We start from the raw sequence: 12890 nt of genomic DNA on the forward strand, positions 1-12890 counted from the left end.
TTGGAGAAATGAAAAAGCGTTGTATATTTGCACCGCAATAAAGCAATGGTTTGGTAGTTCAGTTGGTTAGAATACATGCCTGTCACGCATGGGGTCGCGGGTTCGAGTCCCGTCCAGACCGCTTAATGGGAGAAGCACTTCAGAAATGAGGTGCTTTTTTGCCCCATAAAAGTATCTAAAATAGTTGTGTTGTTTAGTCATGCCTTTGTAACGCATGGCAGGTTTAGTAGTTAGACCAATGAAAAGCTTTCCATATATTCTGATTTGTTTCAGAATTTGGATGGCTTTTTTGATTAAAAGAATTAGTCTATAAAAAAATACCAAAAAAACAACATAAAAGATGTTATGAAATAGTAAATTTTTAAATATATTTGCACTGCAATAAAGCACTGGTTTGGTAGTTCAGTTGGTTAGAATACATGCCTGTCACGCATGGGGTCGCGGGTTCGAGTCCCGTCCAGACCGCTTAATGAAAAAGCACTTCAGAAATGAAGTGCTTTTTTTTGTTTTTAGATACTTCAAGAAATATCACATAACCTAAATATAAGAATTGTTTTTTATACTCTATTGTAAATTGTAACTCTTTAAAATTTATTTAGCATTCCTATTAGCTTTATAGATAGACTATAATAAAAACAAATATTATGTGTGTAGAACTACTAACGTAATAGATTCAGTTGCTTTGAATGTCAAAAAGAGTAAAATTAGAATTTACTTATTTATTCATGTTTTTTACTATTTTTCTAATCTATCTACATATCATTATATTTAATGATTATGTATGTTTTTGGATTGTATTGCATTTTATTTTTTCAATTAAGCGCTCTTAAAGGGAATGCGACACTAATGCGACACTGTTTTGTAAGGACAAAAAAATAAAAGTAAAATTAAATAATCAAAATTTAGAGATAACATATAAGCTTATTAAGTTCTTGAAATTAAACTATTATAAGAAACATACGAATAGGATTTGAGTATTTAATATTGCTTGTTAGAACCAAACATGCCAATTATCCCATACTAATCCTAAAAATAAACCAAGATAAGCGATTGTTATAACGAATTTAATAAATGTACCTGCTAAGAAGCCTATTAAAGAACCAGTAGCTGCTTTTAGGGCTCTATTGTGATCTTTTGTGTCATAAATCATCTCTCCAATAAAAGCGCCTAAAAAAGGACCAATTAAGAATCCAAATGGAATAGGAGCTATTAGCCCAATAATTAATCCAATATTAGTTCCCCAAATTCCGTATTTACTTCCTCCAAAACGTTTTGTCCCTTTAGCAGGAATAATATAATCAAGGACAGTAATTGTTATTGCGATGACTAATGTAATGCTTAAAATCCAATAATTATTTTCAATTTCAGGACTTAAATAAAGTAATAGTAACCCAATCCAACTAATAGGTGGTCCAGGTAATACAGGTAAAAAACTACCTAATATTCCTATGATCATAAAGCAAAAACCTGTAATTAAGAAAAAGTATTCCATATATTGTTTAGTTAATCTCTAACAAAGTTATAACTTTGTTTTTATCCTTCAATTATAAATAATTATTATTACAAATATTATTTAGTAATACAATAAAGAACTGTTTTAGATAGATGATGCAAAAATATAGAATAGTATTATTTTTAGCTTTAATCGTAACCTCTTGTCAGCTTTTTGATAAAAAAGTTCCTGATAAAGATGAGTTATTGCAAGAAGAATTAGAAAAGATAAACTGGAAAGAAGTAGATCAATTTCCAACTGCTTTCTCTTGCGATTCTATTATGGATAAAGAATTACAAAAACAATGCTTTTTTGAAAATATAATACAAAGTATTCAAGAAAGAATAAGTGCTGATACATTACAAATTTTATATCCAGAGATAGATACTATAGATGTAAAAGTAACGATTAATCCAGATGCTACTTTGAAATTTGAAATCCAAAAACCAAATGACAGTATATCATACGATATAAAAGTAATTGATAGTATTCTTCAAGTTCGTTTATCTGATTTTCCACCAATAGAACCAGCTATAAAAAGAGGGATAAAAGTAAAATCACAATTTATTTTACCAGTTGTTATCAATATAGCAGAGTAGCTTTTAGGATTTATTTCTTAAATTGTCTGCCTTTCCATTTGTATTTTCCAAACAAAGAGTATATAGCTACGCTAGTGCTAAAAAAAGGATATAAAAAAGAACTCAATAAAAGCCAACTTATTCTGGTTTTGAAATAAGATGAAGCTTGAAATAATAATATAGAATCGATTAAAAATTTTATTCCAGCATAAAATAAAAAAGAATATAAAGGAAATAAATTAAAAACACATAACATAAAAGATAAAACCCAGATTAGGTTTATTCCAAAAACAAGTAACGCTATTGTTTTGCCAAAAAAAGAAGAATAACCCGTACTTTTTGAAGCCCATCTTACTCGTTGAAAAAACAAATTCGACCATTTATCAGCACTATGTGTCTTTACAGTGCTTTGATAATGCATGCAAAATCCTACAGCATTTTTTTCTTTTTCAATTGCTTTTTGTAATAAAAAAACATCATCACCACTAGCTATCTTTTCATTCCCTTGAAAACCATTTAATTCATAAAAAAAATCTTTGCGATAAGCAAAATTTGCACCATTACACATAAAAGGTAATTCAATTCCAAAACTTCCAATAGTAACTCCTTGTAAACTCAAAAAATCTAAATTTTGAAAAGCATGTAGAAAACCTTTTTTAGGTAAGTAATAAACACCAGCAGCGATCATCTTTTTCTGACTTTGCTGAATGTAGTTGTCTAAAATTTTTAACCAATTCGATTCAACTAAGCAATCAGCGTCAGTAGTTATAATCCAATCATGTTTAGCTGTTTTTATTGCAGTTTCTATTGCGTCTTTTTTTGGAGAATTAGATTTTCTTTCATTTTTAATTATTGTAAAGTAAAAATTATAATTTGTAATCAAAATATCATCATCAGAATCGTCATCAACAAGCATCACTTCATATAATTCTTTAGGATAATCTAAAAACGAAAGAGATGCAAGTAGTTTTGGTAAATTTTCTGCCTCATTTCTAAAAGGGACTACAATAGAAAATTTAGTTTTTATAGAACTGTCATAAAATATTATAGGTTTCATTTTGGTAAATCCAAAAATTAGCGCAACAATGAAAAATACGTAAGTAAAAAGGATTATAAAAAGAAGGGATATCATGTTTTTTGAGGTTTAAATTGTAAAACAAAATAACTACCTATTAAAACAGGAATGACTAAATTAAAAATCCACATTAAAGAGGTTATAATTACTATTTTCCAGCTTTCAATATTGAAATTATTAAATAAAAAAAGAGCTACACTTCCTTTTATTGCTATATCCATAAACTGAATGCTAGGGATAATAGATGCGAACAAATACATTATAAAAATAGTTGCTAAGGCTAAAGAATAAGAAATGTTACAATTGAAAATGATTAACAAAAAATAAAATTGATGAGAAAAAACAAAGTATCTCATAATAGATAATTGAAAGTTTGTTATCCATAACTGTTTTGGAAATTCCTTTGTTTTTGTAAAGAGTTTTTGAACTGAAAGACCATAAAATTCTTTTTTTCTGAAAATATAAAAGAGTATAAAAAGGAATGTCAATACTCCTAGAAAAGCCAAAAGAGTATTATTAAGGTTAAAGTTTATCCAGAAACTACTCTTAGTTAAGGTAAAATTAAGGCTGTAAATTAAAAAACCAAAAAGTCCAAAAAAACAAGTTATTACCATTTGAGAGCCGTTGCTAATAAAATTTAAAAACATAATTTTTTTAGCGTTTTCTTTTGGATAATATAACATTTTTGCGCCATATTCACCTATTCTATTAGGAGTGAAAATGGAAGCGGTTAAAGAACCTAAGCTTTGTTTAGTTGATTCTAAAAATGAAATAGTTTTAAAATAAGAAATTAAATTTTGCCACTTTAATATTTCTAAAGTCCAATTTGAGATAGAAAATAGTAATAAGATTATAATTGATGTAAAATCTAAATAGCTTATTAAAGTATTCCAATCTGTTTTTTTATTTTGAAAGTGAGAAAATATGTAATAGAAAGCAGTACATACAATCAAAAGTTTGAGTATAAGTAGCAAGAATTGTTTAGCTTTGTCTGGAATTGTAATCATCACTACAAAGAAAAGAAAAATTGGCAAACGAACGCATCATATTAGGAATTGATCCAGGAACAACCATTATGGGATTTGGATTGATTAAAGTAATCAATAAAAAAATGGAATTTCTTCAACTTAATGAATTAATTCTAAATAAATATGATGATCATTATACAAAGTTGAAAATTATATTTGAAAGAACAATTGAACTAATTGAAACATATCATCCAGATGAAATTGCAATTGAAGCTCCTTTTTTTGGTAAAAATGTACAATCAATGTTAAAATTAGGAAGAGCTCAAGGTGTTGCAATGGCCGCCGGTTTATCACGTCAAATTCCAATTACAGAATATGAGCCAAAGAAAATAAAAATGGCTATCACTGGAAATGGAAATGCAAGTAAAGAGCAAGTTGCCAAAATGCTTCAACAACTTTTAGGTTTAAAAACATTGCCTAAAAACCTCGATTCTACAGATGGTTTAGCAGCAGCAGTTTGTCATTTCTTTAATTCGGGCAAAGTTGAAGTTGGTAAAAGTTATTCAGGTTGGGATGCTTTTGTGAAACAAAATGAATCAAGAATTAAAAAATAAATGTCAGGAATTTATATTCATATCCCTTTTTGCAAACAAACGTGTCATTATTGCGATTTCCATTTTTCAACTTCGTTAAAGAAAAAAGACGAAATGATTTTGGCATTAGCAAAAGAAATTGTTTTGCGAAAAAATGAAGCAAAAAATGAAACTATTGAAACCATTTATTTTGGTGGTGGAACTCCGAGTATATTGCCGATTGAAGATATAAAATTCTTAATTGATGAAGTTTATAAGAATTACAAAGTAATTGAAAATCCTGAAATTACAGTAGAAGCTAATCCAGATGATTTAACAGAAAAAAGAATAATTGAATTGTCTAAGAATAAAGTAAATAGACTATCAATAGGGATTCAATCTTTTTTTGAAGACGATTTAAAACTAATGAATCGTGCGCATAATGCTAGTGAGGCTGAGAAATGTTTAGAAATTGCAACAAAATATTTTGATAATATTTCTTTAGATTTGATTTATGGTGTTCCAAATATGAGCAATGAAAAATGGAAACAAAATATAGAGAAAACGCTTTCCTTTGGAATTCCACATATATCAAGTTACGCTTTAACAGTTGAACCTAAAACAGCTCTAGAAAAATTCATCAAAAAAGGAATCATTAATCAACCTGATGACGAAGTGGCTCAAGAACATTTTCATATTTTAGTCGAAACGCTTCAGGAGAATGGTTTTATTCATTATGAGCTTTCTAATTTTGGTAAGGAAAACTACTTTTCTAAGAATAATTCAAGTTATTGGTTAGGTAAAAAATATATAGGAATTGGACCATCAGCGCATAGTTATGATGGAGAAAATAGAGGTTGGAATATCTCTAACAATTCACTTTATATTAAGTCAATACAAGAAAATAAATTACCTATAGAAACAGAGAAATTGACTGTAACAGATCGTTATAATGAGTATATCATGACTGGATTAAGGACAATTTGGGGTGTTTCATTAATAAAAGTTGAAACAGAGTTCGGAAAAACCTATATTGATTACTTAAACCAACAAATGCGAAGGTTTTTAGAAGATGGTTTATTGATTGTTCAAGATGGAATTTTGAAAACTACAAAAAAAGGAAAGTTTTTATGTGATGGAATTGCAAGTGATTTGTTTTTGCTAAATTTGGAATAAAATTATTCTAAATTGAAAACTACAATTTCTTATAAAAATCAGCTTTTACAAATTAATCTGTCTCAACCATTAGATATTTCGATTCCATTAACAAATGATGAAGAAAATCCTATTGCTTGGTATCAAAATATTCCAGAGATTAAACCTGTGGAAATGGGAGATTGGATAGGTAAAGTCTCAGAAGGAAAATCTTCAACAAACTTTAACAATATATTCTTCAATCCGCATGCGCATGGAACGCACACAGAATGTTTGGGACATATTACTCGCGATTTTTATAGTATAAATCAATGTTTGAAACAGTTTTTCTTTACAGCTAAAGTTATTTCTATAATTCCAAAAGAAAAAGGAGAAGATTTTGTTATTACAAAAGATAGTATTTCAGGAGCATTCGATGAGTCAAAGGAAGAGTTTCCAGAAGCAATTATAATTAGAACCTTACCTAATTTAGAAAGCAAAAAACATTTGAAATATTCTAATACAAATCCACCATATTTGTTAGAAGAAGCTGCTGTTTTTATAAAAGAAAAAGGAATTCAGCATTTATTAATTGATTTACCAAGTGTAGATAGAGAACATGATGAAGGAAAGTTAGTAGCCCATAAAGCTTTTTGGAATTTAAAAAACATAAACGAAGTTAATAAAGATGCTAGGTTTGAATGTACAATTACTGAAATGATTTATGTTGATGATAGTATCTTGGATGGGAATTACATGTTGAATTTACAAATAGCTTCTTTTGAAAATGATGCTTCACCGAGTAAACCTGTTTTATATGAAATATTTCACATTTAAACATTCTTAACAAATGAATATTCAACAATTATATGAATTTTGTCAGTCAAAAAAGGGAGTAACTGAACACTTTCCATTTGATGAAGATACTTTGGTGTTTAAAGTTGGAGGTAAAATGTTTTGTCTAACTTCACTAAAAAATTGGGAAGCAGGAAATCCTTCTTTAAATTTAAAATGTGACCCAGAAAGAGCGTTAGAACTTCGTGCAGAATATGAAGGAATAAAACCAGGCTATCACATGAGTAAAGTACATTGGAATACGGTGTTTTTTAATTCGGATGTTTCTAATAAAATGATGATTGAACTAATTAATCATTCTTATGAACTAGTTTTTGCTAGTTTAACAAAAAAAAATCGAGAAGAAATAGAATCAAAATAAAGGATTTGATGAAAAAAATAATGGTGTTGCTTTTGGTTGTTTTTTCAATATACTGTTTTTCACAAGATAGTACGTTTGTAGCGAATATAAATACTCAAGTGAAAATTACAAAAACAAATGAAATTCGTTTAGGTCTTGGAGTAAATCATGCTTTTTATTCAGAATTAGGCTATGCTAAACATATTACAAGAGTCGGTTGTACAGGATATCTTTCAAAAGGATATTATGTAGCGTTAGAATGGTTACCTGAAACTTCAAATTTTGACAATGTATATGCTTTGAAAACAGGGTATGAAATTATAACTATGCTTGGTGCTATAGGCTTAGAAGCAAAATATCAAACAGATTTCAATGAGAAAGATGTAGTACTAACTCCAAAAATAGGTTTCGGATTACTTAGCTATGTGTTTTTATCTTATGGATATAATGTTTCAATTCGTAATCAACCTTTTCCCAATGTTGGTAAACATCAATTGTCGATTACCTTTAATATTCCAATTAGGAAAAAATAAAAAAGCTACTCATTATTAATTGAATAGCCTTTTGCTTTATTTGTGTTTTCCTATTTCCCAGCCTGTCTTTTCTAAATATTGATTGCCGCTTTCAATAGCATCTTCTTCAAGTATTGTTCCCATAGAGTCATTCCATCTATTTAAGTAACCAAATAATGAAATAACACCTAGCATTTCTACTATTTCTCCTTCGTTCCAATGCTTGTATAACTCTGTTTTTATATCTTCAGTTACTGCATTTGGAATTAAAGATGCTGCTAATGAGAAATCTAATGCAACTCGTTCAGCATCGGAAAAAGCGCTATGTGTTTTGTATTCCCAAATATTATCAAGTTTTTCTTGGTCTGCTCCATATCGTTCTGCTGCTCTTATTGCATGTGCTTGACAATAACGACAACCTGTTGCATTACTACTTACCCATGCAATCATTCTTTTTAGAGAAGATGTTACTCTTCCTTTGTTTTCCATTACTGCTTTGTTCAAATTGATGAATGCTTTAGAAATGGCAGGTCTATGCTGCATTGTTAAAACTGAATTTGGACAAAAGCCTAATGTTTCATTGAAAAAAGTTGCTAATTCTTGAGTTTCTTTATCGTGATCTGGTGATAATGGTGTTACTAATGGCATATTTTTCTTATCTTTTTGCTAAAATAATAAAATAATGCTATAAGTTATATTTAATTTTTTGTTCAATATGTTAAAATAATCCATTAATCTCAGCGTCAATTCGATTAATTATATTTCCTAAATCTTCTGGATTATCTACAAAATTAATATTATCTACATCAATTATAACTAGTTTTCCTTTGTCATAAGTCTCTATCCAAGCTTCATATCGTTCGTTAAGTCGGCTTAGATAATCAATAGAAATAGTGTTTTCATAATCTCTACCTCTTTTATGAATTTGGTTAACTAAATTAGGGATAGAACTTCTTAAATAAATCAATAAATCAGGTGAACCAACCAATCCTTCCATTAAATCAAATAAAGACTTGTAGTTTTTATAATCTCTATTTGTCATTAATCCCATAGTATGAAGATTAGGGGCAAAAATATGCGAATCTTCATAAATTGTTCTGTCTTGTATTGTTGTTTTTCCACTTTCTCTAATTTGTAATACTTGTCTAAAACGACTATTTAGGAAATAGATTTGTAAATTAAAACTCCAACGTTCCATTTGATGATAAAAATCATCTAGATAAGGATTATCTACAACATCTTCATAATGAGCTTCCCATTTAAAATGTTTAGCCAATAATTTTGTTAGTGTAGTTTTTCCAGCTCCAATATTTCCAGCAACAGCTATATGCATTACGGTAATTGTATTTTATAGTTAATAACTTTATCTGTTGTAAAAATAGATAAAATTCCATTTTTATAATAAAAATTATCAAATGAATTTTTAGAAATGTCAATTTTATAAGATTTATTTTCTTTAAGGTTTAGAAAAAATAATTCATGAGATTTTTTATACAAAATGTTTTTATCGTTTGTTATTTGTATTTTATCATATAGCGGAATTGTTCCAAAAGAAGTGATTTTCCCAAATAAAGAAATTTGATAAAAATTATTTTCTTCATCTATCCAATAAAAATTATTGTAATCTGATTGATAATATTTAATAGCTTTAGAAAGTGGTGTTGAAATATATTTTATAGTATTAATATTGAAATTGTATAATCCTATTTTTTGTGTAAAGAAATCATAAAACCAAATTTGATTTTGACTTGCTTGACCTGTTGCTCCAAAACTAATAGGAGTATCTAAATTATTTCCGTTTATTCTATATATTTCTGTTAATTGATTATCTAATAAAACCACAGTATTAAAATCTTGATAAAATAAGATTAATTGTAAAGGATTATATAAGTCTACTTTTGAAATAGTTCCCAATGAAAAATTATTATATTCATATTCTTTCTTTTCAGATTTTTTGTAGAATACATTTTCTTTAGTATAGTATGTAACATTGTTATCGAACTCGTATATTATTTTAGCAGTGATGCTTATTGAGTCGATTATTGTTGTTTGAATTCTTTCTTGAGAGAAAAAGATAGACCAAGATGAGAGAAAAAATAAGGAAAAAATAAGTTTCATTTCAGTGTTTAAATTAAACTTTAATATAAAAATGATGTCTAAAGATAATATATTTACTTTATAATTAATGAAGAGGATTGTAACAAATGTAAAATAGGTTAGTCTATATTTATGATAAATTTAATTTAGTTAGAATGAAAAAAATAATTATTACTTCGTTATTGCTTGTTTCAATGTTTAGTAATGCTCAAAATTTTCAAGGAGTTGCTGTTTATGAGTCAAAAACAAGTACAGCAGAAATGATGAAAAATTTTGGAGGAAATAGAGAAATTACTCCTGAAATGCAGAAAAACATTGAAGAAAGAATGAAAAGAATGTTTGAAAAAACATTTATACTAAATTTTGACAAAACTGCTTCAATTTATAAAGAAGAAGAAAAATTAGATGCTCCTGGACAACAAGGTGGTGGAAGAATCATGTCTTCAATGATGGGAGGTGGTGGAACGCAATATAAAAATGTAAAAGAAAAAACATATGTTGTAGATAAAGAATTCTTTAGTAAAGAATTTTTAATAAAAGATACTTTAACAACATACAAATGGCAAATGTCTGGAGAAACAAAAATGATAGGTAATTACACTTGTTTTAAAGCTACTGCGGTTGTTAAAACAGATGCTACAGATTTCAGAAATTTTAGAATGAGAGGGAATAAAGAAGAAGAAAAGAAGAAAAAAGATTCTATAGCGTCTAGCAAAAAAACAAATTTTATGAGCGATGATATAGAGCAAATAAAAGAAAAAACAATTACAGCATGGTATTGTCCAGAAATTCCAATTAATCAAGGCCCAGATAAATATTGGGGTTTGCCAGGATTGATTTTAGAAGTTAATGATGGAACAACTGTTTTGTTGTGTTCTAAAATAATTTTAAATTCAAAAGATAAAGTTGAAATAAAAGCATCTTCAAAAGGAAAAGAAGTAAGTCAACAAGAATATGACGAAATTGTAAAGAAAAAAATAGAAGAGATGAGAGAAATGTATGGCGGTCAAGGCAGAGGAAGTAGAGGAGGATTTCATTAAAATATTATCCAATCAATTTATAACCTCGACCACGACTATTGATAATTTCAACGGTTGGGTCGAGGTTTAATTTTTTTCTCAGTTTAGTGATAAAAACATCCATACTTCTTCCACTAAAAAAGTCGTCATTCTCCCAAACAGTATTTAGAATAATCTCACGATTAATGATCTCACCTTTATGCTGGATTAATAATTCAAGAAGTAATGATTCTCTGTTTGTTAATTTAAATGTTGCCGATTTATGTGTCAAAAGTTGATTCTCTATGTTGAATTGATATTCTCCAAGAGTATAATTTGTTTTCTTTGAAACTTGTTGCTGTCTACTCGTTAGAGAAATTATTCTAACAATTAATTCTTCAATACTAAAAGGTTTTTTAATGTAATCATTACAACCAATTTTAAACCCTTTTACAACGTCTTCTGTTTGAGATTTAGCCGTTAAAAATAGTATTGGGATTGTTCTGTTAATCTGTCTAATTTCTTCTGCGACATTAAATCCATCTTTTTTAGGCATCATAATATCTAAAACCAATGCGTCAAAATTTGATTTTTTAAATTTTTCTAGCGCTACTTCACCATTTTCACATAAAGTAACAATAAAGTTTCTGCTTTCTAAACTTTCCTTGATAATTATGCCCAATGAAACTTCATCTTCTGCTAAAAGTATTTTAATTTTAGTGTTCATTTGGTAAAGTTATTCTAAATATTGTATTGTTATTTCTAATTAATTCAATTGTCCCATTATGTTTTTGTATAATACTTTTAGTGTAGTACAACCCAATACCATATCCTTTTACATCATGAATGTTGCCTTTAGGTACTCTATAAAATTTCTCAAAAATTTTTTTTTCTTGTGACTTTAAAATTGAATTTCCATTGTCTTTTATATCAATAATTATATTTTTTTCAATTACATAACAATTTAATTCAATAAAATTCCCACCATATTTAATAGCATTATCAATTAAATTTGAAATAGCATTTTCTAGATAGAATAGATCCGCTCTAAATAAAATTTTATCAGTATTAAAAATAAAATCAATTTGCTTGTCTGTGATATTTTGATATTTTTTAATTATAGATTTTACAAAAGGAATCAAATTTATTTCTTCTAAGTTTAATTGTAATTCATTGGTATTTAAAGTAGCTGTTTCAAGTATTTTTTCAACCATGTTTTCCAATTTGTTTAGTTGATTAAATGACATGGAAATATATTTTTCATTTTTAATAGTATCATTTTCAGGATTAAATTTACTCATGCCTTCTAAGGCTACAGCTATAGTTGTAATGGGAGTTTTAAATTCATGAGTAATATTGTTTATAAAATCATTTTTTATTTCGTCAATTTTTTTCTGTTTTTTAATAATATAAAGAAGAAAAAATAAACATCCAATTACAGCTATAGAAAATATAATAGATAATGTTAATTCACCACTCATTCTCTTTATTAATATCTTATTGGAATACTTATAATTAAGATTAATTGTTTCATTTGGCTTGAGATAAGTTGAATTTGGTTTAATTTTAAAAGGAAGTTTTTCTTCTTTTTTTAAATAGATGTAAAATAAAGAGTCTTTTTTTAAATGATTAAATTCATAATTTAAAACTATATTTTTTCTATGTAATTCAGTCTTGAAAATAGAATCTAAAGTTTTATATTTTATAGTGTCATTCACAAAAGACATAGTTATTTTGTTAGGGAATTGTTCTATTCCTCCAATGGAATCTATAGCTTTTTTACCTTTTAAAACAATTATGTCTTTCACCTTTACGTCTTTAGGCGTGATTGGTTTTTTAATGTTGTTTTCTGTCTCTTCAAATTTAAAAGACATATCCGTTGTGCTTTCTTTTATAGGGGTAAAAGATTTTTTTTGTTCTTTTAATTTTTTTCCAAAGAAGGAATCAGTCTTAATTTTTTCAATAAAGTCTTCAATTTGAACAGTAGAATCTGTACTAAATACACTTATGAAGGTTTCTTTTGAAGCTTCATCAAAATATATTTCTAATGAATTGTCGTAAGCAATTTGTATCTCGTTTTTTAGCCTTTCTTCATTAGCTGTAAAATTTTTATAATTCCAATAGAATTGTAAGCAAATAGTAGATATGACTATTATAGAGATAAATGCAAATATTTTTTTTGTATTCAGTTTCATTTTTCAAAAATAACAACTATATGAGTATAAAATTTTGCGTTAACATACGTTAACAAAGTTTAACGCATTATTAA

The 12890-nt window shown here is 27.5% G+C and carries 15 protein-coding genes and 2 tRNA genes; 9 read left to right on the top strand and 8 right to left on the bottom strand.

The features are described from left to right. Positions 1-47: 47 nt before the first annotated feature. Positions 48-121: transfer RNA gene (locus SY27_RS13000), tRNA-Asp, on the top strand. 270 nt (positions 122-391) lie between these two features. Then, positions 392-465, top strand: a tRNA-Asp gene (locus SY27_RS13005). 526 nt (positions 466-991) lie between these two features. Here the strand turns inward: SY27_RS13005 and SY27_RS13010 are convergent. Next, positions 992-1492 (bottom strand): DUF456 domain-containing protein, encoded by a 501-nt coding sequence (locus SY27_RS13010; protein WP_045970952.1) that lies wholly within the window; start codon positions 1490-1492, stop codon positions 992-994. A gap of 113 nt (positions 1493-1605) precedes the next feature. Here SY27_RS13010 and SY27_RS13015 point away from each other — a divergent pair, with 113 nt between their 5' ends. Continuing rightward, positions 1606-2091 carry a hypothetical protein gene (locus tag SY27_RS13015; protein WP_317236313.1) on the top strand — a complete coding sequence of 162 codons (486 nt, stop codon included), beginning with the start codon at positions 1606-1608 and terminating at the stop codon, positions 2089-2091. A gap of 10 nt (positions 2092-2101) precedes the next feature. Here SY27_RS13015 and SY27_RS13020 read toward each other — a convergent pair whose 3' ends face one another. Together SY27_RS13020 and SY27_RS13025 are read right to left on the bottom strand one after the other, a co-directional pair. Then, positions 2102-3127 carry a glycosyltransferase gene (locus tag SY27_RS13020; RefSeq protein ID WP_369793065.1) on the bottom strand — a complete coding sequence of 342 codons (1026 nt, stop codon included), beginning with the start codon at positions 3125-3127 and terminating at the stop codon, positions 2102-2104. Positions 3128-3198: 71 nt separating this feature from the next. Next, positions 3199-4098, bottom strand: coding sequence for a lysylphosphatidylglycerol synthase domain-containing protein (locus SY27_RS13025; protein WP_161794156.1), 900 nt, complete (start codon positions 4096-4098; stop codon positions 3199-3201). Between the two features lie 74 nt (positions 4099-4172). Between SY27_RS13025 and ruvC the strand changes: the two genes are divergently transcribed. Genes ruvC through SY27_RS13050 form a run of 5 tightly spaced genes read left to right on the top strand, consistent with a single transcriptional unit; the run spans position 4173 to position 7547 of the window. Then, positions 4173-4727 (top strand): crossover junction endodeoxyribonuclease RuvC, encoded by a 555-nt coding sequence (gene ruvC, locus SY27_RS13030; RefSeq protein ID WP_045970958.1) that lies wholly within the window; start codon positions 4173-4175, stop codon positions 4725-4727. Beyond that, the gene (gene hemW / locus SY27_RS13035) at positions 4728-5861 is read left to right on the top strand and encodes a radical SAM family heme chaperone HemW (protein WP_045970960.1); all 1134 of its coding nucleotides are present in this window, start codon (positions 4728-4730) and stop codon (positions 5859-5861) included. It begins immediately after the preceding gene. A 12-nt stretch (positions 5862-5873) separates the two neighbouring features. Beyond that, positions 5874-6656 carry a cyclase family protein gene (locus SY27_RS13040; protein WP_045970962.1) on the top strand — a complete coding sequence of 261 codons (783 nt, stop codon included), beginning with the start codon at positions 5874-5876 and terminating at the stop codon, positions 6654-6656. A gap of 13 nt (positions 6657-6669) precedes the next feature. After that, positions 6670-7035 (top strand): MmcQ/YjbR family DNA-binding protein, encoded by a 366-nt coding sequence (locus tag SY27_RS13045; RefSeq protein ID WP_045970964.1) that lies wholly within the window; start codon positions 6670-6672, stop codon positions 7033-7035. 8 nt (positions 7036-7043) lie between these two features. Continuing rightward, a complete protein-coding gene (locus tag SY27_RS13050) occupies positions 7044-7547 on the top strand; it encodes a hypothetical protein (RefSeq protein ID WP_152640764.1) in 504 nt (167 codons plus the stop codon). 36 nt (positions 7548-7583) lie between these two features. On the opposite strand, the gene SY27_RS13055 is transcribed toward SY27_RS13050, so the two are convergent. The 3 genes from SY27_RS13055 to SY27_RS13065 form a co-directional block, all read right to left on the bottom strand. Continuing rightward, a complete protein-coding gene (locus SY27_RS13055) occupies positions 7584-8174 on the bottom strand; it encodes a carboxymuconolactone decarboxylase family protein (protein WP_045970969.1) in 591 nt (196 codons plus the stop codon). Between the two features lie 70 nt (positions 8175-8244). After that, a complete protein-coding gene (locus SY27_RS13060; RefSeq protein WP_045970971.1) occupies positions 8245-8859 on the bottom strand; it encodes a deoxynucleoside kinase in 615 nt (204 codons plus the stop codon). After that, positions 8859-9644, bottom strand: coding sequence for a hypothetical protein (locus SY27_RS13065; RefSeq protein WP_045970974.1), 786 nt, complete (start codon positions 9642-9644; stop codon positions 8859-8861). Before SY27_RS13065 ends, SY27_RS13060 begins: the two co-directional genes overlap by 1 nt. A gap of 134 nt (positions 9645-9778) precedes the next feature. Between SY27_RS13065 and SY27_RS13070 the strand changes: the two genes are divergently transcribed. Continuing rightward, on the top strand, positions 9779-10663 hold the full coding sequence (locus tag SY27_RS13070) for a GLPGLI family protein (RefSeq protein ID WP_045970976.1): 885 nt from the start codon (positions 9779-9781) through the stop codon (positions 10661-10663). A gap of 4 nt (positions 10664-10667) precedes the next feature. Here the strand turns inward: SY27_RS13070 and SY27_RS13075 are convergent, their stop codons facing one another. Continuing rightward, positions 10668-11348 (bottom strand): response regulator transcription factor, encoded by a 681-nt coding sequence (locus tag SY27_RS13075; RefSeq protein ID WP_045970978.1) that lies wholly within the window; start codon positions 11346-11348, stop codon positions 10668-10670. Beyond that, the gene (locus tag SY27_RS13080; RefSeq protein WP_045970980.1) at positions 11338-12816 is read right to left on the bottom strand and encodes a sensor histidine kinase KdpD; all 1479 of its coding nucleotides are present in this window, start codon (positions 12814-12816) and stop codon (positions 11338-11340) included. The genes SY27_RS13075 and SY27_RS13080 overlap by 11 nt, the downstream gene beginning before the upstream one ends. Positions 12817-12890 lie beyond the last annotated feature (74 nt).

It is taken from the genome of Flavobacterium sp. 316 (assembly GCF_000967805.1).
In the GTDB taxonomy this organism is placed as follows: domain Bacteria; phylum Bacteroidota; class Bacteroidia; order Flavobacteriales; family Flavobacteriaceae; genus Flavobacterium; species Flavobacterium sediminilitoris.

What these genes read in the sequence shown, in the direction of transcription:
- SY27_RS13010 (WP_045970952.1), bottom strand. Translation starts at nt 1,492, where the DNA reads ATGGAATACTTTTTCTTAATTACAGGTTTTTGCTTTATGATCATAGGA.
- SY27_RS13015 (WP_317236313.1), top strand. Translation starts at nt 1,606, where the DNA reads ATGATGCAAAAATATAGAATAGTATTATTTTTAGCTTTAATCGTAACC.
- SY27_RS13020 (WP_369793065.1), bottom strand. Translation starts at nt 3,127, where the DNA reads ATGAAACCTATAATATTTTATGACAGTTCTATAAAAACTAAATTTTCT.
- hemW (WP_045970960.1), top strand. Translation starts at nt 4,728, where the DNA reads ATGTCAGGAATTTATATTCATATCCCTTTTTGCAAACAAACGTGTCAT.
- SY27_RS13045 (WP_045970964.1), top strand. Translation starts at nt 6,670, where the DNA reads ATGAATATTCAACAATTATATGAATTTTGTCAGTCAAAAAAGGGAGTA.
- SY27_RS13050 (WP_152640764.1), top strand. Translation starts at nt 7,044, where the DNA reads ATGAAAAAAATAATGGTGTTGCTTTTGGTTGTTTTTTCAATATACTGT.
- SY27_RS13055 (WP_045970969.1), bottom strand. Translation starts at nt 8,174, where the DNA reads ATGCCATTAGTAACACCATTATCACCAGATCACGATAAAGAAACTCAA.
- SY27_RS13060 (WP_045970971.1), bottom strand. Translation starts at nt 8,859, where the DNA reads ATGCATATAGCTGTTGCTGGAAATATTGGAGCTGGAAAAACTACACTA.
- SY27_RS13065 (WP_045970974.1), bottom strand. Translation starts at nt 9,644, where the DNA reads ATGAAACTTATTTTTTCCTTATTTTTTCTCTCATCTTGGTCTATCTTT.
- SY27_RS13070 (WP_045970976.1), top strand. Translation starts at nt 9,779, where the DNA reads ATGAAAAAAATAATTATTACTTCGTTATTGCTTGTTTCAATGTTTAGT.
- SY27_RS13075 (WP_045970978.1), bottom strand. Translation starts at nt 11,348, where the DNA reads ATGAACACTAAAATTAAAATACTTTTAGCAGAAGATGAAGTTTCATTG.
- SY27_RS13080 (WP_045970980.1), bottom strand. Translation starts at nt 12,816, where the DNA reads ATGAAACTGAATACAAAAAAAATATTTGCATTTATCTCTATAATAGTC.